The sequence below is a fragment of the Calditrichia bacterium genome (assembly GCA_020634975.1).
In the GTDB taxonomy this organism is placed as follows: Bacteria; Calditrichota; Calditrichia; order RBG-13-44-9; family J075; genus JACKAQ01.
In genome coordinates, this window is sequence record JACKAQ010000001.1 from 3,351,048 (window position 1) to 3,373,844 (window position 22,797).

The following is a 22,797-nucleotide window of genomic DNA, read 5'->3' on the forward strand; positions in this document are numbered from 1 at the left end:
TATCATCAGATTTGCAATAAAAAATCCCGGACAACTGAAGGGTTGTCCGGGATTTTTTTTTGTTAAACGATCGTTGTCCGAAAAATTAACTCGTCATTTTCTTGATTCTATCCCAAACCTTGTCCGGCGATTCCCAAAATAATTTTATCAGCTGATGCTGCACATCGTCCGATTGATCGATGATTTCATCGAGAATATTGAAAAACGGCGCAGTGTTGAGCGATTTGTGATCGCGTTTTAGCGAAAAGCCCAGCGGAAACGGATATGCATCGCCGTTGATGGTGACATCGAACATATCGACAAACAAATTTTCCCCGTCGCTGTTGAGGTATTGGCAGCCGGCGATCGGGAATTTTTCATCGAGAAAAACGATTGCGCCGCCGGATTTGTCATTTTGCTCAATTTTCACCGCATCTTTTCCGTCGGGATAATTGAAAATCACCAGCAGCGTTTTTGGTTTTATTTTGAGATGATGTTTCAGATACGGCTGGTAGTTCAAAAAATGGGTTTTTTCGGCGGAAAGCCGCAGTTTTAAATCCAGTTCGCCGGCGGCGAAAATGCTTTCCGCATGTTTTGCAATTGCAGAAAACGAACGCAATTTGGTAGCGCCTTTTTTGTCGGGCGGCTGAACGTCCGGCAAAAAATTGCTGAGCAAATTGTTCACCAGCCATTTGCTGTTAAAGTGGCGAATGTAATCATCGTAAAAACTGTCGCCGAATTCGATGCTCAATTCGCCGTCCAGCGAGATTTGCAAATCACCGTCGCGGGTGAGCCAGCGCGTATCCACCGATTCCGTGCGCACCTGCCGGATTTCATTTGGCGCACCGCTGCTGCCGGATTTGCGGCGAATGCTTTGCTCCACCAGCGTTTCGGCAACTGCTTCCTCGTCTTCCCACGCGATGAATATTTCTTCCGGCGAATCGCTGAGCAATTCCTGTTCGGTTTCGCTCAGCAGCATATCTTTAACGGGATCGTAACAATGGGACATTTCCCGGCTCATTTGCATGCCGGGAAATGCTTTTTTGGCGAGAATTTCCGCGCCGTTGTCGGTGAGTTTCAGCGCGTTGAGCGGCACATTTGCCAGCGAATCAATTTTCTGGTTGCTGCGGACCAATCCCAGTTCCACCAGTTGTTGCAACGATGGCAGCACCATCCGGTCGGTTTCCGGCACGTTCAGCATTTCGCCGAAAACGCGATCCAGCGTATAGCCCCCGTAATTGTGATCGTTGGAAAATCGCGAAATCAATTCCAGAATCGATTGCTCGAAAACCGTCGGTTTGCGCAGCGCAGCGTAACTCACTTTGCTGCGAATCTGCAACACCGGAAAGGAAATGTGAATCGTCGCGATTTTCATAATTTCAATCCACGCAAAGCGGGGTGATTTCCGCCGTCAATTTCTGAGATCGAACACCCGCGGCCAAAACGGTGCGCCGGTTTGCAGATATTCGTCATCATAATTTATATATATATAGTTCATTTCCAACCCGATATTGTAATACACACTTCGCGAAACATCAAATTGATATTGCGGAAATTGATGAATCAGGTCATAAATTTCCGCTTCTGTCATCGCCGGATTAACCAGGCTGATGTATTTTGCGTTTTCAAACGGGTTGTTCGATAGCAATAATTTCAACACACCATTATTCCAATTTTCACCAGATAAGATAAGGTTTTCTGCGGATTTAGCAAATGCGCTTTGCGTAAAAAGATTCAATTCCGCCAGGTTTTCGAATGCAATATTGTGAATTTTGGGTTGAAATTTAATCGAACTGAGATGCGCATAAAAACTGTTCCGGGAATCGATACTGTTATCAGGTTCACTCTTTTTCTCCGGGTCACCGGGTTCGCTAAAACTATTTTTGTCAACATAACTTTGGTATTTCTCTGTCCAATTTAACCGCATTATTGGCATATCAACTTCTTTTTTTGCCAAGCTCAAGGTGGGCAAAATTCGCGTGCGAATGTGTTGCAATGTTGAATCCATCATGAAAATAATTGCCGGAATGGGTGAACTGGTGATGCCGTTTATTTCGAGATGGTCAAGATTTTGAAATAACGGGCTCTGCCAATTGACCCCATCTTCGTCCAACGCCTTACTCAACGCCGGGAAACTGGCATTAAACGATCTACCAAAATCGGTTTTCTTTAACCAGACAAAGATGCCGCAATTGTTTAATTTCAACACTTTCAGGTTGCCCGGTGTGTCCATCGGCAGCCATCTGAAAATCGTATTTTCGAATGTGTTGTTGCTTAAATCCAGATATTTCAGTTGCGGGATAAGTGAAGATGTGACAAAATATGGCAGCTTTTTTTTGTCTAAATCAACATTCCGTAATTCCAGTTTTTCCAATTTTGGGAAAGCTTCGGCAGTCAAAAATCCAAAAAATTTGTCTGATAATTTGGTATCATTTATCCGCAACGTTATCAATTCGGGCGCTAATCCACCCATAAATGCAGTGTTTTTTACTTTGATATTGCTATCCTCAAGCTCCAGAAATTCGAGCTTTGGCAGTTGTGCGGAAAACTGTTCCCAAAAATGATCTGGCATATTGGTTTTGACCAGCGAAAGATATCGAATGTTTTCGCTAAAATTTGCCATAGCCAAGCTCTTGTCTTTTTTGATTTTAACATCACGTAATTCGAGTTTGCTCAACACGTTTTTTGATAATGCCAGAAGCTGATTTAAATCATCCGCCTCAATTTCCATCTTTCTGATGCTGAGCGTTGCTGCGTTTTTGAGAAAAGGTAATTCCAGAGCTTCAGAAAATCTGTTCTGTAACAAAACGTCCGGATTATCAATGGCAATTCTCAGTTGTTCGCCTTCATCAAATGTTTGCGATTCGATAAATTGTAAATCAAAATAATGTGTGATAGCTATTGTTCTCATTCCTGTTTGCGCAACCAATGCTGTGAATGCGAACAAAAGCAGTAGCGAAAATGTGGTTGTATATTTCATTCTAATTTCCTTGTCAAGTTCTTTTATAACAGCATCTTATCGACCAAATACGGGTGGTTTGGGCATGGTTTGTTGAAAAAGCATGTGATGATTCATCCAATGCATGTCAAATTGAAAAGCATTAGAACTTAAGCCAAGCGCATTCACATTAATAGTGTGAAATGAGTGCTGGTTGTCCGCAAATTTTTCACGCAATTCGAATAATTCAACATTATTAATGTTGGTATTTGCGAGATAAATATTTTGAACAGCGGCAAATTTGGGCATAGCTAACAGGTATTCAACATCCGCCGTTTCGATATCCGGCGATGCCAATGTTATGCTCGTTAGTTTGGTCGCCAGAGAATCGGGGATCAGTTCGATTTCATATCGAGAGGAGAAAAACCAGCCGAGTTTTCCAGCCGACGCGCGATCTGCTGCCGAAATATTCGGATCGGTCAAATACGCGATTCTTTTAAAACCACCGGAAAAAACGCTATTGGCCTGAAAAGCAGGAATTGTGCTTAAAATTTGCTCGTTTGTTTTTGCGAAAACACCTGCGTTTGTGTATTCGAAATCTCCGGAATGCGCAATCCCCGGTGGTGACAAAATAGTTTTGCCAAGTTTTTCTTTTTTACTGAAATTGTTAATAAACAGTTGTTTAAGTGGCGAGAAAAGCCACAAATGCCCATTCAGTAGTTGAATGTAATCGTCAAAGTGAAAATCTTGATCGTACATTGAAACCGTATGTAAAGCCGAAAAAGCCCCACTTTGCGCTACGGGATTTTCTGCCAGTTTTTTTACGTTAATATCAGATTTGTCGAGAAATAATGATTCCAGTTTCGGGAATTTTTCCGCAGATGAAATCAGTTGTTCAAAAATGGTGTTGTTAATGTTGCAGCCGGATAAATCGAGAGATCGCAACTGTTGAAACGGCAGAAGTGTTATAAAAAAAACGTCGTCATCCATTTTTGTGCCGCGAAACGACAGCGTTTCCACTGTTGCCCAAAGTTTATCCATTCTCGGTAATTGGATTAACAATGTTTTTTCTTTAATATCTTTCTGGAATTCCCACCGAAACGTTTTCAAGTTGGCCGTTGAAAAAATCCGGCAAACACTCAACAAATCCGAATTATCCAGTTCCCCTTTACCAGTCGGATCGCTGGAAATAATCAATTCTTCAACCCCTGAGATGTGTGGTTTGAGCGCCGAAAGCATTGGATTGAGCAAGTTTTTGTAATTGTTTCCAGTAATCCGGATGGATATTAAAGCGAGTTGCGGTGCCAATGAATCCTTTTGAGCGATAAAGGATTCAATTTCATCCTTCCCGTTCAAATGCAGATAAACAATTTTGCCCTCGCTGTTTCGCAAAAAATTGAGCGAATGTTCAGCCAGCAACGGCATACAAAATAACAGCAAACAGAATAGCCCCTGTTTCCACTTCATTGAGAAATTCCTCCTAAAAAATTCCTGTAAATGTGGGTGTTATTGGTTCGGTAATAATTTTATGGAATAAAGTATTGAATTAGGAGAAAATTCACAAGATGAAAAAGAAATTGTACGACGGTTATTCGAAGGGGTGTAAACTGTTGTTTATTATTAAATTGTTGCCGAGGAAAATAGCCGTCCGCCGCTTTTCAGCGATTCGATGATGTCGCCGTAAATATGCTTTTTCACGCTACCGGGTTGATCCATATTTGGCAGCTCCACTTCGCAACCGGCGAAGGTATCTTTCGCACCGAAGATCACCAGCAATTCCTGCGCCCGGGAAAACGCCACGTTAATGCGCTCGAACTGCGCCACAAACTGCATGTTCGCGTTCGCGCCGCCGGGCAAATGCCGCACGAGGCTCACCAGAATAATCGATTTTTCCTTACCCTGAAACTGGTCCACCGTGTTCACGTCGATGTCCAGCACCTCAAACCGTTCGCGGCGAATGCGGCTGCGGATGTCGCCGATCTGTCGCCCGTAAAATGAAATCACGCCGACCGCTTTGCGTTTGTCCGGCCCGAAGCCGTTTTTGCGGGATTGCGCATCAATTTTGCGGAGCAACTCGATCATCAGTGTTGCTTCCAACGGATTGATTTTTGAGGTGCCACTTTGCCGCTCATATTGCGGTTTGCCCTGCGCATCCCGCGATGTATCCACCCACAGCGCATGCGTTTCCGGCACGATAAACCGCCGTCCGTCGCGTGCCGGGATGGTCATGCCGTGGCTGCGCTGGCGATCCGGTTCCGGCAGTCCGCAGGTGAGCCGGTGTTCGTAAAAATGGTTGATCACCGCCATAATTTGCGGATGCATGCGATACTGCACCAGCAGCGTTTCTTTTATCGCGCCGGCAGCCTGCTCAAAATAATTTTTGAACAGCGACGAGGTAACCATATCGCGGAAGCGATAAAAATTTTCTTTCGTAAGCAACGTTTTCAGGCGAGATGGCGCATCTTCGAGCGCTTCTTCCCACGAGCCTTCGCGCTCTTTGAACAGCGGCGGCAACTGCCGGTGATCACCGACGAGGATGGTTTTTCGCGCCAGCAACATGGGCATCAGCAGCTCCGGCGGGGTGGCTTTGCTCACTTCGTCGATGATCGCGACATCGAAAAAATGTTTGTTTTTGCCTTCCAGCAAACGCGGGTTTTCGTTGCAGGTGACGCCCACAACATTGCACAAATCGAGATATGTATCGATGAGATGCGGGTGATCCAGCGTCGCCTGCACCGGATTGCGCAACTGCGAGTGCCATTGCGAAATGAACGGTGCCCAACGTTCCCGGAAGTCACCTTCCAGCGCAAAACTGGCGGCGGATTCCACCAGCCGGTGCTCCAGTTCGTCGCGAACGGCGGCGGGATCGTCCAGCGCCGTTTGCTCGGGCAGCCAGCCGCGCGATTGCCAGATTTTAGCCTGTTCGCGCAGCTCCGCAGCAATCTGCGTTTTGATGTGCTGTTCGCGTTGTTTGGTATCGGTTTTGGCGGCGGTTTTGGCGAGCAGTTGCTGCTTTTCTTCGAGATTTTTGAGCATTTCCCGCAAATTTTCGGTCAGCTTTGCGCGGGCTTTTTCGATGCGTTTTCCGGTCGATTCGATGGTTTTCAGCCCGTTTTCGACCACTGTCAGCGCCTGTTGTCGGGTGCTGTCGTCGCCGGAAAGCCGCCGCTCCAGATCCGGTGAGAGATTGAAAATTTCCGCCAGCAATTTCAGGTTTGGTTTGGCTGATCGGCTGGATTCGGCGAGTTCGCGGCGCAGCGTTCGCCATTCGGCAAGTTGGCTGTCATCGCCGGATTCCAGCGCAGCTTCGACTGTCGCCAGCGATTGCTGAAGCTGCGAAATTTTTTCGCTATCCGGCTGCTGCGGTTCGCGGATTTTGGCGACAGCATCGCGAATGTCCGGCAGTTGCGATTGCAGCCGCAGCCACGCCCGCCACAAAGCGGGAAACTGTGTCGCGATTGGTGTCCGGTGGGGGATTCGTTCCGGTTGAAACGGCGGAACCAGCAAATCCACCAGCGCATCGCTCAAATGTTGCAGCGGATTTACAAACGCATTTTCCACCACTGCAGCCAGTTTTTCCGGCAGCGAAATTTCCGCAAGTTCATCGCCGGAAAGCAATTGCAGCAGTCCCGAAACCTGTGATTGCAACTGTTCCAGCGCCATCAGTTTTGGCGATTTTTCCGCCGGAATGTCACTCGATTTGGCGGCTTCGGCAAGCTGGTTTTCGCGGATTTCGAACCAGTCCAGCGCATCGCGGAGGGCGTTCAATTGCGCATCCTGAATTTGCCACGGTTTCAAAAATTGCGTTTCGGCAGCGTCCGCCAGCGATTGGTAAAATTTTTCCAGCACGCGGTCTTCGGCGAATCGCTCGCCTTCGGCGGATAATTTGTGGCGACGACCCAGCCGGATCGCCCGGATATCCGGCACGCTGGCCAATTTTTCCAGCGCGTTGTCCACCGCCAGATTCGCCTGCGATGCCAACAGCACGGTTTTCCCCTGCCGCGCGAGCTGGTAAATTGCCTCGCCGATGACCGTGGTTTTTCCGGTTCCCGGCGGACCCTGCACCAGCGCAACGTCCGGCGCATCGAGCATTTTTTGCACCGCGCGTTTTTGCCCGGCGTTGATGTTCGGCATCAGCCAATCGTCGATGGGTGTGCTGAGTTGCGGCGGCGTGGCTTTGTCGATATCGAACAGCCACGCGGAAATAAACGGTGCAAATCCGGATTGCCGTTCGAGCATGTCCAGCGCTTGTTGCTGGCGGTAAAGTACTGTAAAATCACCAATTAGCGAATTTGCCAAAAAACCGTTTTCCGGCAGTTGCGCCATGCGCTGTTCGAGATACATCGTTCGTTCGGCGGGCTTCATCGCCGGCAGTTGATCGCGGTCATCGGCGGGCAAATCGAATCGCACCAGCGCCACAAACGGCGATTCCCACGGACATCCGCGCAGCAATTTTTTGAATGCGGCAGCGTTCGCGGGTTGCGCATCCCGAAAATCGCCGAGCATCACGCCGGAGAAAAAACGGTTGTCCCGCGCATAGCGAAATTCCCATTCATTTTGCGAATAGCGCAGCGGAAAAACGCTCAGCGAATCTTCCCGGAACAGCGATTCCATCTCCCGGAATTCCTGCTCGTTTTTGGCGATCACATGAAATTTGAGCTGTTCATTTTCCAGCGATGCGTCCAGATAGCGAATGCCGCCCAGTTCGCGCTCAATGATTTCCCGTTTCCAATCCAGATAATCGCGCCAGTGATGCAAATTTTCCCGGGTTTGCAGCGCAATTTCCGGCAACTTTGCAATCAATTCCGGAGCGAGGATATTTTTCTCGGTGTGATCGCCGGAGAGGTTGCAGTTGACATCAATGGTTGCCTCGAACGGGCGCGGCGGCATGGCAACCACTTCCACAATGCGATCCACCACCAGTTGCGGCGCAACGTGATCCGTCGGAAAAAGATGCCCGCGAATGCCCAGCGTAACGCCGTTCGGCAGTTGCACCTGTGACGGATTTTGCGCCGGACGAACGGTCAAATCGAGATATTCCGGCTTCAGCGATGTGTTGGAGATAAAAAATTTGCGGGGTTCACCGGGCAAAAAAAACGCCCGGACATACGAGCCGAGCAAGGCATTGCTGTTGTCTTCCGGGAAAACCGGTTTGCCATAGCGCCGGACAATTTGTGCCAGTTGCTCTTGCAGTCGTTCCCGGTTTCGCTGAAAATCGATGTAGAGGTTTTCTGTCGCTTTGCTCATAAATTTCCGGATGATCGATCCGTTAAAAATTCATCACGTAACTGTTTAATTTAACAATTTTTACATTAATTGCCAGCAAAACTTGCGGAACCGCTTTTCGCTGCTGCAGCTATTCTAAAAGGTCATTTACTTCATGCTAAAATATGGTTAAAATTGATATATAAATCTTCCAGTTCAAACATTGATTGAGGGGCAATCCAATGGCTGAAAATGGAACGTATTGGCAAAAAATTGAACAGGTTGCTGATCAGTTGGCGACTGCCAAACGAGTCCTGTTTATTACCGGTGCGGGCATTTCGGCGGAGTCCGGCTTGCCGACTTACCGGGGCATCGGCGGGTTGTACGATGGCAAAGTTACCGAGCATGATATTCCCATCGAAGAAGCGCTTTCCGGTTTTATGATGCGAAACAATCCCCAACTGACTTGGCAATACCTCTCAGAAATTGAGAGGAAATCGCGCGGCGCGTTGCACAATGCGGCGCATCAGGTGATTGCGGAAATCGAGGATACTGGCCGCCGGGTTTGTGTGCTGACCCAAAATGTGGACGGATTTCACGTTGATGCAGGTTCGCAAAATGTGATTGAAATTCACGGGAATTTACGCACGCTGATTTGCCCGAAATGTGCCGAGCGCATCGAAAATGTGGATTATTCGGGCATCGATTTGCCGCCGGACTGTCCGAATTGCGGCACTATTATGCGTCCGGATGTAATTTTATTTGGGGAATTTCTGGAAGAAAAGAAAATTTCGCAGCTCTCTGCCGAACTGGCCCGGGGATTCGATGTGGTGTTCAGCGTGGGAACCAGCAGCCTGTTTCCCTACATTTCCGCTCCGGTCATTCATGCGGCTGAGCGGGGCATTCCAACGGTGGAAATCAACCCCGCTGAAACCGATATTTCTTCAATTGTAGCCACCAAAATAGGAACTGGCGCCGTGCAGGCAATGCGCGATATTTGGGGAAAAATTAAATAATTCCCCATTCTTCCAGATCCCATAAGGTGCTGATTATTCTGCAATAACCGGTTTGTGTGGCAGCACTTTGTTGCTGCTCAATTCACCGCGTTTTAATTCCATCACTTTTACTTTTTCAGCCTGAAGCGATTCTTTCAGGGAATCATTTGCTACTGTCGGATCAACCGTTTCACCGCAGGTGAAAACGTCGACCGCGGCATATCCGTATTCCGGCCAGGTATGGATTGCAAGATGAGATTCTGCGATGACCACAACCCCGCTGACACCGTGCGGGTTAAATGTGTGGAATGTCGAGCTGACAATTGTTGCGCCGCATTCCAGGGCAGCCTGTTTCATGTATGCTTCGATCATCTGTGAATCGTTCAGAATGTTGGCATCACATCCGTAAAACTCAGCCAGAATATGACGTCCCAAAGCGTTCATCGACAACGTTCAACTCCTTTTTCGTGTTTAATAATTAACCAGCAGGACTTCTGCAGGTTTGTTTGTTAAGTTCTTTAAAATTAATCGATTATCAAAAAAAATGTAAAAACAGGCCCCGCGGGTAACGCTACGTTTTTCCTCGTCAACAACCAGCTCCAGCGTGCCTTTCAAAATATATCCAAAACCTTCGTCATCTTCAAAACTCTTGTCGTAAACGGCGAATGGGGCAATGGTTACCACCATCGGTTCCATTTCCAGATATTTCAATTTGGGAATCAGGCTAAATACTTGAAAATCCTTGCCTTTGGTTTCCTCAACACGATCTTTTCTGGTGTAAATACTGTGCTCGTTTTCCTCAAAATCACGGAAAAATTTAGCCAGATCCACACCCAGAAATTCGACAATCTGCTTCAGGTTTAACACGTTGGGCACGGTTTTGTCGCGCTCAACTTGCGAAATAAATCCTTTTGTCAATTCCGCACCCGTTGCCAGTTCCTCAATTGTTAGCCCGCGCAACTTTCGCAACCGACGTATTTTTGCTCCGATTTCCATATATTAAACCCGCGCATCCTTTGTTAATCGCCGCATAATTTATATGTTTCGCGAAAGCGATTCAATACAAAAATATTTTTTATTGAAACATTTTGTTTAAAATATTAAACAAATAGCAGCCTGTGATAAACATTAAATTAGTGGCTGTTGAAATTGCAAAAAGGATTAAAATTCGTGGTTTTGAAACAGCTTGATGACTAAATCCGGTTGATCAACTTCCAGAATAACTGTGCCGCGTTTTTGGGTTTCCTGCAACGCGCAATACAAATAATCGATGTTTACGCCGGCGTTGCCGATTTTTTGGGCGAGCTCCATCAGATTGCCGCGTTTGTTGGGCAAAATAACCCGCAGCGCCTGTCGCAGCTCAACCTGATAGCCGTGTTTCTGCAACAACTCCAGTGCTTTTTGCGCATCGTTTACATGCACGCGGGCAAAATCGATGAACATTGCGGTAGCGTAAACCGTAATATTGTGTTTTTTGAGAATGCGGAACATTTCGCCGGCCGCACCGGGTTTGTTCTCCAAAACGACAAACAGTTCCAGAATTTTTTCCATAAAATTTCCCAAAGCTTGGTTTGATTAATTTTGATAATTAACAATCTAATAGTTGCAATGCGCCGTTGCACGGCAAAAAACGAAAATCTGTAAGGTGATTATTATCCGCCTTCGCGTGTTTGCGGCAAAAAAATATTTACGAACTGCATCTGCGGTATGCCCGGATGATCGCTGTCGCAGCTTGCCGGATATCTTTTTCGATGAGAAATTTGCCGGTGGAAAAACGAACGGCACCGGCAGCGATTTCGACAGGAATTTGCATCGCCCGCAGCGTTGCGGAAATATGCGTTTCGCCTGAATGACAGGCAGCGCCGGCGGATGCGGCAACTTCCGGCAAATTTGCCAGCAATTGGTCTGCAGCGCAATTCGGGAAGCTGAGATTCAGCGTGTTCGGCAGCCGTTTTTCCGGGTGTCCGTTGAGTTGCAATCCGGGGATTTCTGCAGATAATTGCAGATGCAATTCATCGCGCAGCGATTTCGCAAAGTATTGATTTTCATCGAGATGCGTCATTGCAATTTCGCAAGCTTTACCGAGCGCCGCGATGAACATTGCGTTTTCCGTGCCCGCGCGGCGATTGCCTTCGTGATTGGCACCGTGCATCCATTTATCGATCTGCACGCCGTTGCGCAAATACAGCACACCGATGCCCTTTGGCGCATACAATTTGTGTCCGGCGATGCTGAGCATATCCACGTTTAGCGCCTGCACATCCGTGCGGATTTTTCCGGTGGATTGCGCCGCATCCGTGTGCAGCAAAATGCCGTTATCGCGGGCGATGTTGCCGATTTCCGAAATCGGCTGGATGGTGCCAACTTCGTTGTTCGCATGCATGATCGAAATCAAAATTGTTTCCGGACGAATGGCGTTTTGCACGTCGACCGGGCTGACTGCGCCGTATTTGTCCACCGGCAAATAGGTAATCGAAAACCCGTTTTTTTCCAGAAACTGGCAAACTTCGCTGATCGCCGGATGTTCAATTTGCGAAGTGATCAGGTGATTGCCGCGATCGCGCAACGCAAATGCCGCGCCTTTCAGCGCCATATTGTTCGATTCCGTGCCGCCGCTCGTGAAGATAATTTCCGACGGATCGCAGTTGAGCAAATCGGCAACCTGCTGCCGCGCTGTGTCGATAGTGTGTTTCGCCGCGCGCCCGTACGCATGTCCGCTGGACGGATTTCCCCAGAAATCGGTCAAAAACGAGTGCAAGGTTTCCGCCACTTCCGGCGCGATTGGTGTTGTTGCGTTGTAATCGAGGTAGATTGGGTTCATCAAATTCATTGGTTTCATGGTTTGTATTGTCATTCCTGCGAAGGCAGGAATCTAAAATATATCCCGGGGATTCCGGCATTCCGTTACACTTCAGCCGGAATGACACCGTAAAAAAAGTTGCGTTAATATCGCCGCTGGTAAATTTCTTCCAGCGTCATACTTTTCAAATCTTCCACCAGATTTACCAAATGCGAAATCATAACTTCCCACATTTTGACGCCTTTTTCCGCAGTGGCTTTGGTGGGATCGCCCATCACGCCATTTTTGGAAATGCGGTGGGTGTAGGCGTACCAGGATATCCCGCGTTTGTAGGAAAAATCGAGATAACGGCTGGAAAATTTGGGGATGGATTCGGTAACTTTGTCCATATGCACCAATTCCGGACGAATGGCCAGCGTGGTGCTGGTTTCGATTTCGCCGGCGTGCACATCGTTGTGGGTGTCGATCATCGCATCGATGTCCACATCGCTGGTTTCGCCGCTGTCCACGCCAACGAAAATACGGGCATCGCGGTTGATCATTTGTGCCGCGAAATTGAGCGTTGGTCCGTTGCCGCCGTGACCGTTGATAATTAACAATTTTTTGATGCCGTTGCGTGCCGCGCTAATCCCGATTTCATACACAAATTTGGACAACGTTTCGTTGCTCACGCTGATGGTGCCTTTGTATTCATCGTGATGATAGGACACGCCGTAAGGAATGAGCGGCAGCACAACCGGTTTGGGATCGCTGCAATTTTCTGCTACTTTTTTGGCGAGATAATCCGCATCGAATGAATCCGTATCCAGCGGCAAATGCGGGCCGTGCTGTTCGATCGCGCCGACCGGCAAAATGGCGACATCCACTTCCCGGAATTTTTTTTCGGCTTCCGGCCAGGTCATTTCGCCCAGCAAATGCCGTTTATCGAGATTTCTGTGTGGCATATTTTCCTCATTATTCAAGATTTACCAAGATAGTAGAAGCAATACATTAATTGCCGCTACTGCGTTTTATCAAATGCTTTATCATTTAACGGATCATACGACATCCATTTTTCTCCGTTATGGCGAACGGTGCCGTTAGCGTGTTCCAAATACAATTTAAACAACGGTTTGCGCAAGTCTTTTGGCAACAGATCCACCGGTGAGCGATCCGGGTGAAAGCGCAATTTCATGATATTCGGATGCGATTTCAGCAATTCCTGTTCGCGCGGCGGCAGCGTTAAATGCCCGCGCTGGGTGAGCAGCCAGAGCAGGTGTTGCGCACCGGCCGATTCCTGATGCACGCCTTTGGTTTTGAGATCGTTGAGGCAATGGCTGATTTGCGCGGGTGAATAGCCGCAACGCTGCGGATCGGCGCCAAACGCGACGAGCATGCCCACAATCCGGCGGCATTTTTCGCATTTGCCGCAGGGATGCACCCGCTCGCCCTCTTTGTGCGATGCGTGGCAGGATACCTGATGCATCTGCAAATCCGGGTAGCGGTTCACCAGAATTTTGAGAATCAGCATTTCCGAAAGCGGGCGCAGCACCGAAAATTGCTGCAATCCCCAGCCGTTTTGCTGAAAATACTGGCTCAGCGCTTCATCAAAAAAGCGGCTTTGGTCATACAATCCGCTGTAATGTTCGATGCCCTCGTACGCATCCACCCAGGTGGAATCGTATTCATCGCCGATGACCACGCGGGCGATCCCCCGTTTGCGCACCAGCGGCAAAATGCTGAACAGGAATACCGCAACCGTCCACAGCCGGATGGGATAAATATCTGCCCGGATGGTGGCGAAATCCTGCCGGATGAACGGCAGCCGCCGGAGCATCCAGCTAAACAGGCGATCACTATTCATCCACACGCGGGCAGTGTGCGGCACGTGATCGCGAAAATGGCGATACGAATTGAGCGCCGTAAACCAGTGCCGCCCGGATTCGTTCCCGAAAATCGGGTGCACTTCGTAGCCGATCTCGTTGAGCACGCCGTAGCTGAGCAGGCTGTCTTTCCCGCCGCTGGATAAAATGGCGATTTTTTTGGTATCGCCCTGCCACTGCGGTAGTTTTTCCGGCAGCGGATCCGGGAAAACCAGCGTCGATTGCAGATAACTTTTTTTCCGCAGCACCGGCAGTTTCGCGGCGTCGCCGATGAGGAAGGGATTCGGCTGCAACAATTTGTTCACATAAATTTCGGTGGCGGTGTTGTCTGCCATTGCCAGCAAAAATTGGCGATCAACCTCAGTGAATGCGCCGTGAAAAACAATCTGTTTGCAGAACAAGCCGTAATTCAGCGCAATTTGTGCGGCGATCATGTTCGCGAGTTGCTGCGAAGCCGCTTCGCCGGGCGTGAACACATCTTCTTCATATGAAAAAATAAGCTCGGTTTGTTCGCTGAATGTGCCTTTCACGACGGTGTACGGGGCAATCAGCCGCCGTTTTTCCAGTTTCACCGGACCGATTTCCAGTCGGTCGATGACTAAGATTTGTGGGAAAAGCGGTTTTTTCAGAGTGGAAAAATTCATTCTGTCTATTTTCACTTTCGATTTTTGGGATTGTGGCGAACAACGGTTTCGCCGGTAAACATTGCTGATTTTTTGTGAAAAACTGTGGCAAAACCCATTATCACGACCGGCGTCCGGTGAAAATGACGACGAAACGGTCATTGTGCAACGGCGTTTTTTTGTGGGTATCCAGCAGCGCGGCCATGCCGGCGGTGGAAGCCGGAAGCACGTTTAATCCCTCCTGTTCGCGGATGAGTTTGGAGAGCGCCAGCAATTGTTTGTCCGATGCATTGGCTGCCCAGCCGCTGGTTTCGCGGATCGCCCACAGTGCGTAATCGCCGTCGATGGAGTGCCAGTTGATCAACGGTTCGTTGACGCGCGTTTCGCGAATGCGTTCCGGCGAAAGGTCTTCGCAGTTCGGTTTGTTTTTGAGAAACGCCTGCACAATCGGGTTTTTATTATACGATGATCCACCGACAATTTTGGGAATCCGCGAAGTTTTCCCGCGCCGGTACAAACTCAGAAATCCTTTGTAAATGCCCGCCAGCGTGGTACCGTTGGACATCGGGACAGCCACAACAGCGGGTGCGTCGCGCAGCTCGTCGTAAATTTCGTAAGCGATTTCGCCGTATGCGCGAAGTTGCAGCCCCGTGTTTGCGCCGCCGGGATTTGCGTCATAAATTTCATCTTTTTTGGCGCGTTCGCGCGATTTGATGACGGCATTTTCATAATCGCCGGGCACGCGGACAATTTCGCCGCCCAGTTTTATCATTTCTGATACACGGCTGGTGTGAAAATTATCCGGAATATAAATGAGGCAGCGCAGACCGGCCAGCGATGCGGCGACGGACATTGCCACGCCGTAATTGCCGCAGGTCGCCACGGTAATCGCATCATAACCGCGCCGGATGGCGTCCATCGCCTGTGCAAAAGCGATGCGGTCTTTTTGAGTGCCGGAAGGATTCCCGCCCTCAAATTTGAGGAAAATCTGCCGGAAACCGTAAATGCGTTCGAGATTCCGGGCGCGGGAAAAATGGGTGTCGCCAACCTCGGAATCGATGATATCTTCGTATGCTTCCAGCCGTTCGTCCAGCGGTTGACTGGTGTCTGTGGCAATTTTCTGTTGGTCTTCGGTTTCGCGGGTGATCTCTTCGATCGAACCGACGGCGTTGTCCAACATATCAATTATTTCAACGGAATCTTGTTGTGTTTCAATTGAATCATTTGGCGGTGACGGCATCTGTTGCTCCATTGGTGTGATTGGTTCAACTGTGTCGAAAATTATGGAATTCGTTGAATTCGCATACGCCAATGTACGCAAAATGAAATCGGTGAACATAATTTTTCGTGAAAAATTAGCGGAATTGGGGAAAAGTTTTGGCAGGAATTTAATGGGCAGGTGTGCAAAAAAGAGGATTTGAGTGGCAAACTATCGCAATTGGCGCAATACATCGGGGATTTCCGTGGCGGCGGAAATCCCCGGGTTTTCAGCAATGGGAATCTGTGAACAAACGGGTAAAATTTATCTCGTTACCAAACCGGCTGGCTGACCGGAAAGAGCGCCGTTTCGGTCGCGTAAACGGATTCGGTTTCGGAATACTCTCCGTTTTCAATCTCGATAATTTCCTCGCGAATGAGGTTCTTCTGGATAACTGCGAAAGCGTACAGCCAAAACGTAACCTCGGAATATTGCAAGCTGTGGAACATGCCTGCAATCGCCAAACCGATCAGCGCCAGTTGAACAGCGGTTGTTTCCAGATGATATTTGTGCAGTTCGGGATACCATTTTGACCAGCGTTTCACGGTCATGGTTATTCGCAAACAATGGGTGAGCAGCGCCAAATAAAGGAAAATGCCGATAAATCCCCAATCGCTGAACGCCGCAACAAACGTGTTGTGTTGCGATTTCGGTTTATCAATTTCGGGAATGTAGCTCATCGAAAGATCGACAAAACCGCCGCCGCCAACGCCCATCGGGTGATCTTTCCACATTTCGAATGCGCCGCGCCACAGCCACAAACGACTGCTGGCGGAGTTATCGCTGTAAGTTTCGGCGTGCTGGCGTTCGTGAAAATCGTCGTTCGTCAGGTGCAAAAATGTTGCTCCGCCAACCACCAATCCAATCAACACCGCAAATTTGAATTTTCCTTTCACCAAAAATACCGAGAGCAAACCAATTGCTAGCAGCGCCACCATCGTTGCGCGGCTGTTCGAAAGTATGATCAGGTTGAGGCAAAACGGAATGAGCAGCGCGATAATTGCTTTTTGCCATTTTTTTACAGCGGTCAGCAAATACACACCGAAAATGGGCAACATCGCCATCACATGTGCGGACAACGCGTTTTCTTCCGTTGCGTTCGGGGCGATGACGCCGATATCGCGGTTGGAACCTCCCAACGCCACAATGCCCATATATCCGACGCATAAGATGATAATCCACATCAACTTACGGTAATCGTCATGCGTTCGGACAAGGCTAACCAACAGCACAAAAAGAGCAATTTTTTTGACAACATCTATCGTTCGTTCGAAACTGATTTCCGGAATAATTGCCGCATATGTGGAAACCAACGCCATATTCGTAACCATCAAAACCATCCAGATCAGCGGTTTGTAATCCGCTTTGAGTACCCTTTTTTTCAACGATCCGCTGTTGATAAACAGGCTGATTACCGTGACAATCGCGATGGAGTAAGACCAGCGCAAATCCGGCAAATCGTTACCCCACCAAAAATAGGGCGGGTGATTGTGCCATTCAAAAATATAGGTGAGCACACCAAAAACAGGATTGTAAAATGTCAACATCATCCCTGAAAAATAGATCAGCGCGAAAATAATGGCAGTTAAACTCATTGCTGAAAAACTCCTTTTTGGTCATCGGTCAGGCGCATCAAATTCAATTCGTCAGTTTCATTTGTTTCCGGATTGAGATGGTGTTCTGGCGAAAGCGGATTTTTAATTTGTAAAAATTATCCATCCAGGAATCGCTGCGGGTGTATTTTCGCCAGATGTGTTTGAGTTGCCAGTAGCTTTTTTCGGCAGCCGAAAGCGGGTTCGGATAAGTCAGCGTGGTTTCGTAATCATAATGTTGCAGCGAATATCCGGCAACCCGTTCGAAATTGAATTTTTCCGAACCACTGAATTGCTGTTTCCATTTGTTGAAATTGTTGGGCTTTAAATCTTCGCGGATGTGGTTGTCGATGTAACGGATCAACGTTTTGTCGGGATCGGAAATACCCAGAAAATCGATCAGATCCCGAAAAACACTGCCCGGATCGGCCAAAAAATCTTCGTATCGCAATTCGAAAAACTGCTCTGTCGGCAGCTTCATCGCAAATTGGTTGACCAGTTTTATCCGCCGGTCCCATTCCATTGCCGCAACAACCGGATTTTGCGCCCCAAAATGGACGTATTTGTTGGACAATGCCACATCACGCCCATCCCGAACAATGTGAATAAATTGTGCGTGGGGAAACATCCGGTATAACAAATTGAGGTTTTCAATGTAATCCGGTGTTTTATCGCCCCAGCGCATCATGCCGTTGTGCCGGGCAAATTGCCGGTAAATTGCATCGATGATGGCCGGATAATGCCGTTCGGTCAAATCTTGCAAAACTGCGGAAACATCCACTTTGTAATTGAATTGATTGCGGCGAATACAGCGCTCTTTGGCAATATCCCGAATGAGTGAAATGGCGTTTTTGTCGATGTTTAAATCGCCGTATTGCGGCACTTTTTTTTGCATTCGTATGAAAAACTGGCTTTCCGGCCCGGAGTTGATTTTCAGATATTTCCGCAGCATTCGCGCCAAAATGGTTGTTCCGGAACGTGGCTGCCCGATCATCAGCACCGGCGAAAAACGGGTGTGACGCACTGTTAAATCCGGTAGTAAATGCACGACTTGTTTTCCGGTTTTGTGTGAACGGGTGGTGGCGTGTGAAATTTCCGTTTTCATATTTCCCTCATGTTTCAATTGGGGTTGCGTCCGGCAAATTGCTTTCCCAAAAGGAAAGCGCCAAAACGGTTGTTCAACTGTAATCGGGAAATAATTTATGTTGCGTGCAGTGTAGGTTGGGTTACGGTAACAGCACGAGATGGCTAAAATTCTGATGCAGCAGGTTAAGGTTGGATGATACAATTTCAACACATCGGGTGCTAAAATTGCAAAATCGACAAAATTGTAACGACAGCAAAACAAACTTCCGTTGAGCAAAAGGAAAATCAGATTTGGGAATCAATTATCGGAGAGATGCCGGTTGAGCCATTGCTCAAAATCCAGATAATCCAACACAGATTGTTGCCGTGCGGGATCGGTACCGTCGAAAAGTGAGGTTTGCAACTGGCGAATCAAATCCGGCAGCGATGCCGGTTCCGCCAAACTCGCTTTCGAAAAAAAGCGGAGGAGTTGTCGCTCAAATTCGTGCAGATCCCGTTTTTTCTTCAAAAACCGGCGTGTCGATTCTACCGAATATTTGAGCACTGTAAAATTTTCCAATTCGAAATGAATAATCAACCGGAGAAAATGGGCGTAGCTCAACAAATCTTCGCGTGCTGTTTGGCGATCCAGTTCAAAAGCGCCGTTCAGCCATTTCAGCGCGGTTTCGCATTCCTGGTTCAAAAAATAAAAATAGGCGATTTGATAAGACAACACCACCCGGTAATCGGGATAGGCATCGTTCGGCAATTGATCCAGAAATTCGCGAATTTCTGCAGCCCGTGCCAATCCGCCCGGCACATTTTGGGTATCGCGATGCATTTCCAATTCCATATTCCAGGTTTGCAGCCAGATTTTCGGTGAAAGCCGCAGCGTGTGTTTTAGCCCATATATTTTGGGAATTTCGCGGATGGTTGCCAGCAATTTTTCTGCCGCCGGATAATCGCGGCTTTGCAAACAAAGCCCCACTTTGTTGTTCATCGCGGTGAAGAGCGCGGCGGGATCGTTTTGCACAAATGCCGGATGTTTAGTGAGCATTTCGATCAAGCTGTCTGCCGCACGGTGTGCTGCCGGTAAATCGCCGGTGAAAAAATGGAACGTTTTCAAGTTGTAATAAAACAGGATGTTAACGCGAATGCTTTCGGATGTTTTTTCGGGCAACAAATCTGCCGGCGGGGTAACGGATGTACCATTTGCAAGCTGCTGCGCAGATAAAATTTCATCATAAATATTGTTGGCGAGCCACCACTGGCGATTGTTTTTGGACAGCAATTTGAGCAAATCCTGCTCTTTTTGGATGAGCGAATTCACTCGTTCCGTGCTGTTTGCGGCATCTCCGGAAACCAGCGCCAGACGTCGCTGCCAGTTGAAAATTTCCAGCAAATCGGGAAACAGTTCAATTTCTCCGGCAATTTTTTCTGCTTTTTGGAGCAACTCATCGCACAATTCGAACTGTTCTTTTTGAAACAGAATTTCCACATCCCGCAGCAAATCTTTTACCTCGGCGGTTTTGCCGGATTGCGAATGAAAATTGCGCAGGCTTTTGAGGATCAATTTGATCAGATAATTTTTGGTGACATGCAATTGTTTCACAAACGCGTGGCGTTTCAGCTTTTTTTTGAGCGCGGTTTCGTCGTATTCACTTTGTGAATCGATAGCGTCGAACAGCAGCAGATAGTTCTGGTTGCGCTGGTTCATTTTGGCAAACAGCTTGAAATAGCGTTTCTCCGCCGGACTCATTGACTGTATCAACAAAAAAAGCGAGTTTTTTTTTGCCATCGGAAGTGTACACTTTTGGGTTTGTTGGTGCCGGTTGAGAAACTGCGAATCGCCCAACAGGCGAAATTATTTGGCTAAAAACAGGCTTAAATCACCAAAATCAACCAAAAGAATATACAAAAGGTCACTAATTTTAGCAAGTCGGAACTGTACAGTTCGGTAATTTTGTGCGTTTGACAGATGCAACTTTCGCCATTATTTTGCCGTTGAGCATGTGGAAATAGAAAATTATCGTTTCATTTTACCAAACTAAAGGAGGTTTGCCATGGCAAACGCAATTAACTGGTTCGAGATTCCGGCAGTAAACTTTGACCGCGCCAAAAAATTTTACAGCGCGGTTTTTGATGCCGATTTGCACGTTGAGGACTTGATGGGTGTAAAAATGGCATTTTTACCGGCGGATAACAAAAGCGTTGGCGGCGCAGTTTGCAGCGGCGAAGGCTACAAACCGTCGATGGACGGTGCCAAACTGTATCTCAACGGTGGCGAAGATTTGAACCATCCGCTCTCCCGCGTCGAATCTGCCGGTGGAAAAGTGGTAATGCCCAAAACCAAAATTTCCGATGAAATCGGCTACTTTGCGATATTCGTTGATACAGAGGGCAATCAGGTTGCTTTCCATTCGCCCCGCTAAAATCTTCATTGTTTGACCCAAAAAGACCTTCAGGCATTCCCCCTGCTGAAGGTCTTTTTTTATTGCCAAAAATCTATTTTTTGTGTATTTTTTCACGTCCGTTCAGCAAAACAGCCCCGAAAATAATTCGCAAATTGGAAAAGGACGATGAAATGTACAAACTGAAACAATGGATATTGTTGCTGTTGCTCGTACCTGTATTTGTTTATTCACAAACTGTGTTGGATACCAATCATTATCTGGTTATCAGTTACAACTATCCACCGGACAGCCTGTTTATCGATGGCAAACCGGTGCAAAATGTCACCCAAAATATGCGCTACCGGGTGCCGGAAAGCGGGACCTATCACGTAAAAGCGATTCTTCATGGCGCAAAGCCGATCGAAAAGGATGTTGCATTTGTAAACACCCGATTTGCAACAGTTGATCTCAAATTTACAGCCGACGAAAACGCCTCTTTCGGGGAAAATGGTGTGCAAAATCCATCATTTGTAACCTATTCCTTTTTGAACGATTCAGACATGATGACCATGAAGTTTGCAAAAAATTGGGGTTTGGCAAATGTTTTTGGGGTTGGAACTGCCCTCGTTTTTGGGCTAAAGCAGGATGATTACGCGGGCAGAACTCAATTTCCGGTTTTTGTTGGCGGTTTGGCACTCCAATTATTTTCAGTTGCAAAATTGTATTACAATTTTTATGAACATGGAAAAATTCCGCATCCGGGTTATACAACAGGTTCGGGCATCGGGCTTTTTGCCGCATATAGTGTTTTCGATTTCAATAATATGCAGATATCCGAATACAAGGTTATAAGACTCACCCGGATTGTTGGTTCAACACAGTTCCGGCATCGCCGAACCGACATTCGCGGCGTTGCACCGGATTTTGGCACGTTTTCGCTGGGCTTTGAAAAGCATTTATCGGACGATTTATCCATCACGGCAATGTTCGCCTATAAACCGATAACGGCCAAACTGTCTGTAACGGATACGGTCAAATACGGTTCAAACGAGGTGCTCAATTTAGCAGAAACAGAGATTGATTATGATTTTGTTTTCACGAGTATTTCGATGAACTACCGGTTTTTGCGCATTCTGAATCAGGAATGGTTGTTAAACATTGGCGGATTTTGGGGCAGCTCGCTGTCAATGGATCTGGATTATCGCATTAAAATATTGCGAACCGTTGATATTTTTGAAGATGTTTCAGCCCATTTCAACTACTCGCTTGGCGGGGCGCTTTTGGGCTTCCAGCTATTAACGCCCATCACCAAAAAGTTTAACATTTTATTCGGTTACAGTAAAATCGGTATCGTGAAAAGCGAAATAAACGGCGTTGAAAAATCATCCCTCAATACGGTTTGGCAGGGTGGGTTGCGGTATGAATTCCGCTGAAAAATTTCGCTGAAAATTGAAAAAAATAAAAAACCCATCGCGATGGCAGCTGTGCGATGGGTTTTTATATTAAGAAAATACAATAGCTTACATTCCTTCGTCGGCTGATGGCCCGTACATCCCGGGAACCGGTACATCCAGCATTCGCAAATACACACTCAACTGCGCCCGATGGTGAATCATGTGGTTCATAATAAAGCTGCGCACCACCGCAATTTTCGGCATCGTGAAATAGACCTGTCCGCCACCGAGCAGCGACCAATTTTCCATAAATGTGGCATCTGCTGCGTCTGCAAACACTTTCCGGGCTGCTGCGGTGTTGTCGTCAAAAAATTTGACGAGTTCGGCAGTGCTGCTGGCTTGCGGTGTTGTAAACGGCTCTCCGCCCACCGGTGCAAAATCGAGCTCGGATTGCAAAATTGTTGGTGCCATCCATGTCGGTACGTTGGCGAGGTGCGAAGCCAGTTGACCGAGTGTAAACGATTTTTCGTGCGGTTTCCAGCCAAATTTTGCTTCCGGAACTCTTTCCAGCATTTTGCGGGTGTTGGCTGTTTCGTGATCAAATTCCGGCAACATACTTGCTGCAATACTCATATTATCCTCCTGTTTGGGTAGTTGAAAGGGACCGTTTTTCTACGGAAAAGCCGCTTAATT

The 22,797-nt window shown here is 47.6% G+C and carries 18 protein-coding genes; 3 read left to right on the forward strand and 15 right to left on the reverse strand.

What is annotated here, in order from left to right:
- Positions 1 to 85: 85 nt before the first annotated feature.
- The 4 genes from H6629_13485 to H6629_13500 form a co-directional block, all read right to left on the reverse strand.
- Positions 86 to 1,354 carry a hypothetical protein gene (locus H6629_13485; GenBank protein MCB9068808.1) on the reverse strand — a complete coding sequence of 423 codons (1,269 nt, stop codon included), beginning with the start codon at positions 1,352 to 1,354 and terminating at the stop codon, positions 86 to 88.
- 36 nt (positions 1,355 to 1,390) lie between these two features.
- Positions 1,391 to 2,959, reverse strand: coding sequence for a hypothetical protein (locus tag H6629_13490; protein ID MCB9068809.1), 1,569 nt, complete (start codon positions 2,957 to 2,959; stop codon positions 1,391 to 1,393).
- Positions 2,960 to 2,995: 36 nt separating this feature from the next.
- A complete protein-coding gene (locus H6629_13495) occupies positions 2,996 to 4,384 on the reverse strand; it encodes a hypothetical protein (protein MCB9068810.1) in 1,389 nt (462 codons plus the stop codon).
- Positions 4,385 to 4,537: 153 nt separating this feature from the next.
- Entirely contained in the window at positions 4,538 to 8,164 is a 3,627-nt protein-coding gene (locus H6629_13500) for an AAA family ATPase (protein ID MCB9068811.1), read from the reverse strand.
- A gap of 200 nt (positions 8,165 to 8,364) precedes the next feature.
- Here H6629_13500 and H6629_13505 point away from each other — a divergent pair, with 200 nt between their 5' ends.
- A complete protein-coding gene (locus H6629_13505; GenBank protein ID MCB9068812.1) occupies positions 8,365 to 9,138 on the forward strand; it encodes an NAD-dependent protein deacylase in 774 nt (257 codons plus the stop codon).
- A gap of 33 nt (positions 9,139 to 9,171) precedes the next feature.
- Here H6629_13505 and H6629_13510 read toward each other — a convergent pair whose 3' ends face one another.
- From H6629_13510 to H6629_13555, 10 genes are all read right to left on the reverse strand, one after another.
- Positions 9,172 to 9,561: an S-adenosylmethionine decarboxylase proenzyme gene (locus H6629_13510; GenBank protein MCB9068813.1), complete on the reverse strand. Its 390-nt coding sequence runs from the start codon at positions 9,559 to 9,561 to the stop codon at positions 9,172 to 9,174.
- Positions 9,562 to 9,588: 27 nt separating this feature from the next.
- The gene (locus tag H6629_13515) at positions 9,589 to 10,113 is read right to left on the reverse strand and encodes a helix-turn-helix transcriptional regulator (GenBank protein ID MCB9068814.1); all 525 of its coding nucleotides are present in this window, start codon (positions 10,111 to 10,113) and stop codon (positions 9,589 to 9,591) included.
- Positions 10,114 to 10,278: 165 nt separating this feature from the next.
- A complete protein-coding gene (locus H6629_13520) occupies positions 10,279 to 10,668 on the reverse strand; it encodes a hypothetical protein (GenBank protein MCB9068815.1) in 390 nt (129 codons plus the stop codon).
- Between the two features lie 136 nt (positions 10,669 to 10,804).
- Positions 10,805 to 11,938, reverse strand: a complete 1,134-nt coding sequence (locus H6629_13525) for a cysteine desulfurase (GenBank protein ID MCB9068816.1) — start codon at positions 11,936 to 11,938, stop codon at positions 10,805 to 10,807.
- Between the two features lie 122 nt (positions 11,939 to 12,060).
- Positions 12,061 to 12,861, reverse strand: coding sequence for a creatininase family protein (locus tag H6629_13530; protein MCB9068817.1), 801 nt, complete (start codon positions 12,859 to 12,861; stop codon positions 12,061 to 12,063).
- 56 nt (positions 12,862 to 12,917) lie between these two features.
- Positions 12,918 to 14,564 (reverse strand): hypothetical protein, encoded by a 1,647-nt coding sequence (locus H6629_13535; GenBank protein ID MCB9068818.1) that lies wholly within the window; start codon positions 14,562 to 14,564, stop codon positions 12,918 to 12,920.
- Positions 14,524 to 15,642, reverse strand: a complete 1,119-nt coding sequence (locus H6629_13540) for a pyridoxal-phosphate dependent enzyme (protein ID MCB9068819.1) — start codon at positions 15,640 to 15,642, stop codon at positions 14,524 to 14,526. The genes H6629_13535 and H6629_13540 overlap by 41 nt, the downstream gene beginning before the upstream one ends.
- A gap of 290 nt (positions 15,643 to 15,932) precedes the next feature.
- On the reverse strand, positions 15,933 to 17,255 hold the full coding sequence (locus tag H6629_13545; GenBank protein MCB9068820.1) for an O-antigen ligase family protein: 1,323 nt from the start codon (positions 17,253 to 17,255) through the stop codon (positions 15,933 to 15,935).
- Between the two features lie 43 nt (positions 17,256 to 17,298).
- A complete protein-coding gene (locus H6629_13550; protein MCB9068821.1) occupies positions 17,299 to 18,357 on the reverse strand; it encodes a sulfotransferase in 1,059 nt (352 codons plus the stop codon).
- A gap of 279 nt (positions 18,358 to 18,636) precedes the next feature.
- A complete protein-coding gene (locus H6629_13555) occupies positions 18,637 to 20,115 on the reverse strand; it encodes a hypothetical protein (protein ID MCB9068822.1) in 1,479 nt (492 codons plus the stop codon).
- Positions 20,116 to 20,380: 265 nt separating this feature from the next.
- On the opposite strand from H6629_13555, the gene H6629_13560 reads away from it, so the two are divergent.
- Both H6629_13560 and H6629_13565 read left to right on the forward strand, forming a co-directional pair.
- Positions 20,381 to 20,749, forward strand: a complete 369-nt coding sequence (locus H6629_13560; GenBank protein ID MCB9068823.1) for a VOC family protein — start codon at positions 20,381 to 20,383, stop codon at positions 20,747 to 20,749.
- A gap of 152 nt (positions 20,750 to 20,901) precedes the next feature.
- A complete protein-coding gene (locus H6629_13565; protein MCB9068824.1) occupies positions 20,902 to 22,143 on the forward strand; it encodes a hypothetical protein in 1,242 nt (413 codons plus the stop codon).
- A gap of 87 nt (positions 22,144 to 22,230) precedes the next feature.
- Here the strand turns inward: H6629_13565 and H6629_13570 are convergent, their stop codons facing one another.
- Entirely contained in the window at positions 22,231 to 22,737 is a 507-nt protein-coding gene (locus tag H6629_13570) for a DinB family protein (protein MCB9068825.1), read from the reverse strand.
- Positions 22,738 to 22,797 lie beyond the last annotated feature (60 nt).

What these genes read in the sequence shown, in the direction of transcription:
- H6629_13550 (MCB9068821.1), bottom strand. Translation starts at nt 18,357, where the DNA reads ATGAAAACGGAAATTTCACACGCCACCACCCGTTCACACAAAACCGGA.
- H6629_13500 (MCB9068811.1), bottom strand. Translation starts at nt 8,164, where the DNA reads ATGAGCAAAGCGACAGAAAACCTCTACATCGATTTTCAGCGAAACCGG.
- H6629_13555 (MCB9068822.1), bottom strand. Translation starts at nt 20,115, where the DNA reads ATGGCAAAAAAAAACTCGCTTTTTTTGTTGATACAGTCAATGAGTCCG.
- H6629_13490 (MCB9068809.1), bottom strand. Translation starts at nt 2,959, where the DNA reads ATGAAATATACAACCACATTTTCGCTACTGCTTTTGTTCGCATTCACA.
- H6629_13510 (MCB9068813.1), bottom strand. Translation starts at nt 9,561, where the DNA reads ATGAACGCTTTGGGACGTCATATTCTGGCTGAGTTTTACGGATGTGAT.
- H6629_13535 (MCB9068818.1), bottom strand. Translation starts at nt 14,564, where the DNA reads ATGACCGTTTCGTCGTCATTTTCACCGGACGCCGGTCGTGATAATGGG.
- H6629_13540 (MCB9068819.1), bottom strand. Translation starts at nt 15,642, where the DNA reads ATGCCGTCACCGCCAAATGATTCAATTGAAACACAACAAGATTCCGTT.
- H6629_13485 (MCB9068808.1), bottom strand. Translation starts at nt 1,354, where the DNA reads ATGAAAATCGCGACGATTCACATTTCCTTTCCGGTGTTGCAGATTCGC.
- H6629_13520 (MCB9068815.1), bottom strand. Translation starts at nt 10,668, where the DNA reads ATGGAAAAAATTCTGGAACTGTTTGTCGTTTTGGAGAACAAACCCGGT.
- H6629_13515 (MCB9068814.1), bottom strand. Translation starts at nt 10,113, where the DNA reads ATGGAAATCGGAGCAAAAATACGTCGGTTGCGAAAGTTGCGCGGGCTA.
- H6629_13560 (MCB9068823.1), top strand. Translation starts at nt 20,381, where the DNA reads ATGGCAAACGCAATTAACTGGTTCGAGATTCCGGCAGTAAACTTTGAC.
- H6629_13505 (MCB9068812.1), top strand. Translation starts at nt 8,365, where the DNA reads ATGGCTGAAAATGGAACGTATTGGCAAAAAATTGAACAGGTTGCTGAT.
- H6629_13570 (MCB9068825.1), bottom strand. Translation starts at nt 22,737, where the DNA reads ATGAGTATTGCAGCAAGTATGTTGCCGGAATTTGATCACGAAACAGCC.
- H6629_13545 (MCB9068820.1), bottom strand. Translation starts at nt 17,255, where the DNA reads ATGAGTTTAACTGCCATTATTTTCGCGCTGATCTATTTTTCAGGGATG.
- H6629_13530 (MCB9068817.1), bottom strand. Translation starts at nt 12,861, where the DNA reads ATGCCACACAGAAATCTCGATAAACGGCATTTGCTGGGCGAAATGACC.
- H6629_13495 (MCB9068810.1), bottom strand. Translation starts at nt 4,384, where the DNA reads ATGAAGTGGAAACAGGGGCTATTCTGTTTGCTGTTATTTTGTATGCCG.
- H6629_13525 (MCB9068816.1), bottom strand. Translation starts at nt 11,938, where the DNA reads ATGAACCCAATCTACCTCGATTACAACGCAACAACACCAATCGCGCCG.
- H6629_13565 (MCB9068824.1), top strand. Translation starts at nt 20,902, where the DNA reads ATGTACAAACTGAAACAATGGATATTGTTGCTGTTGCTCGTACCTGTA.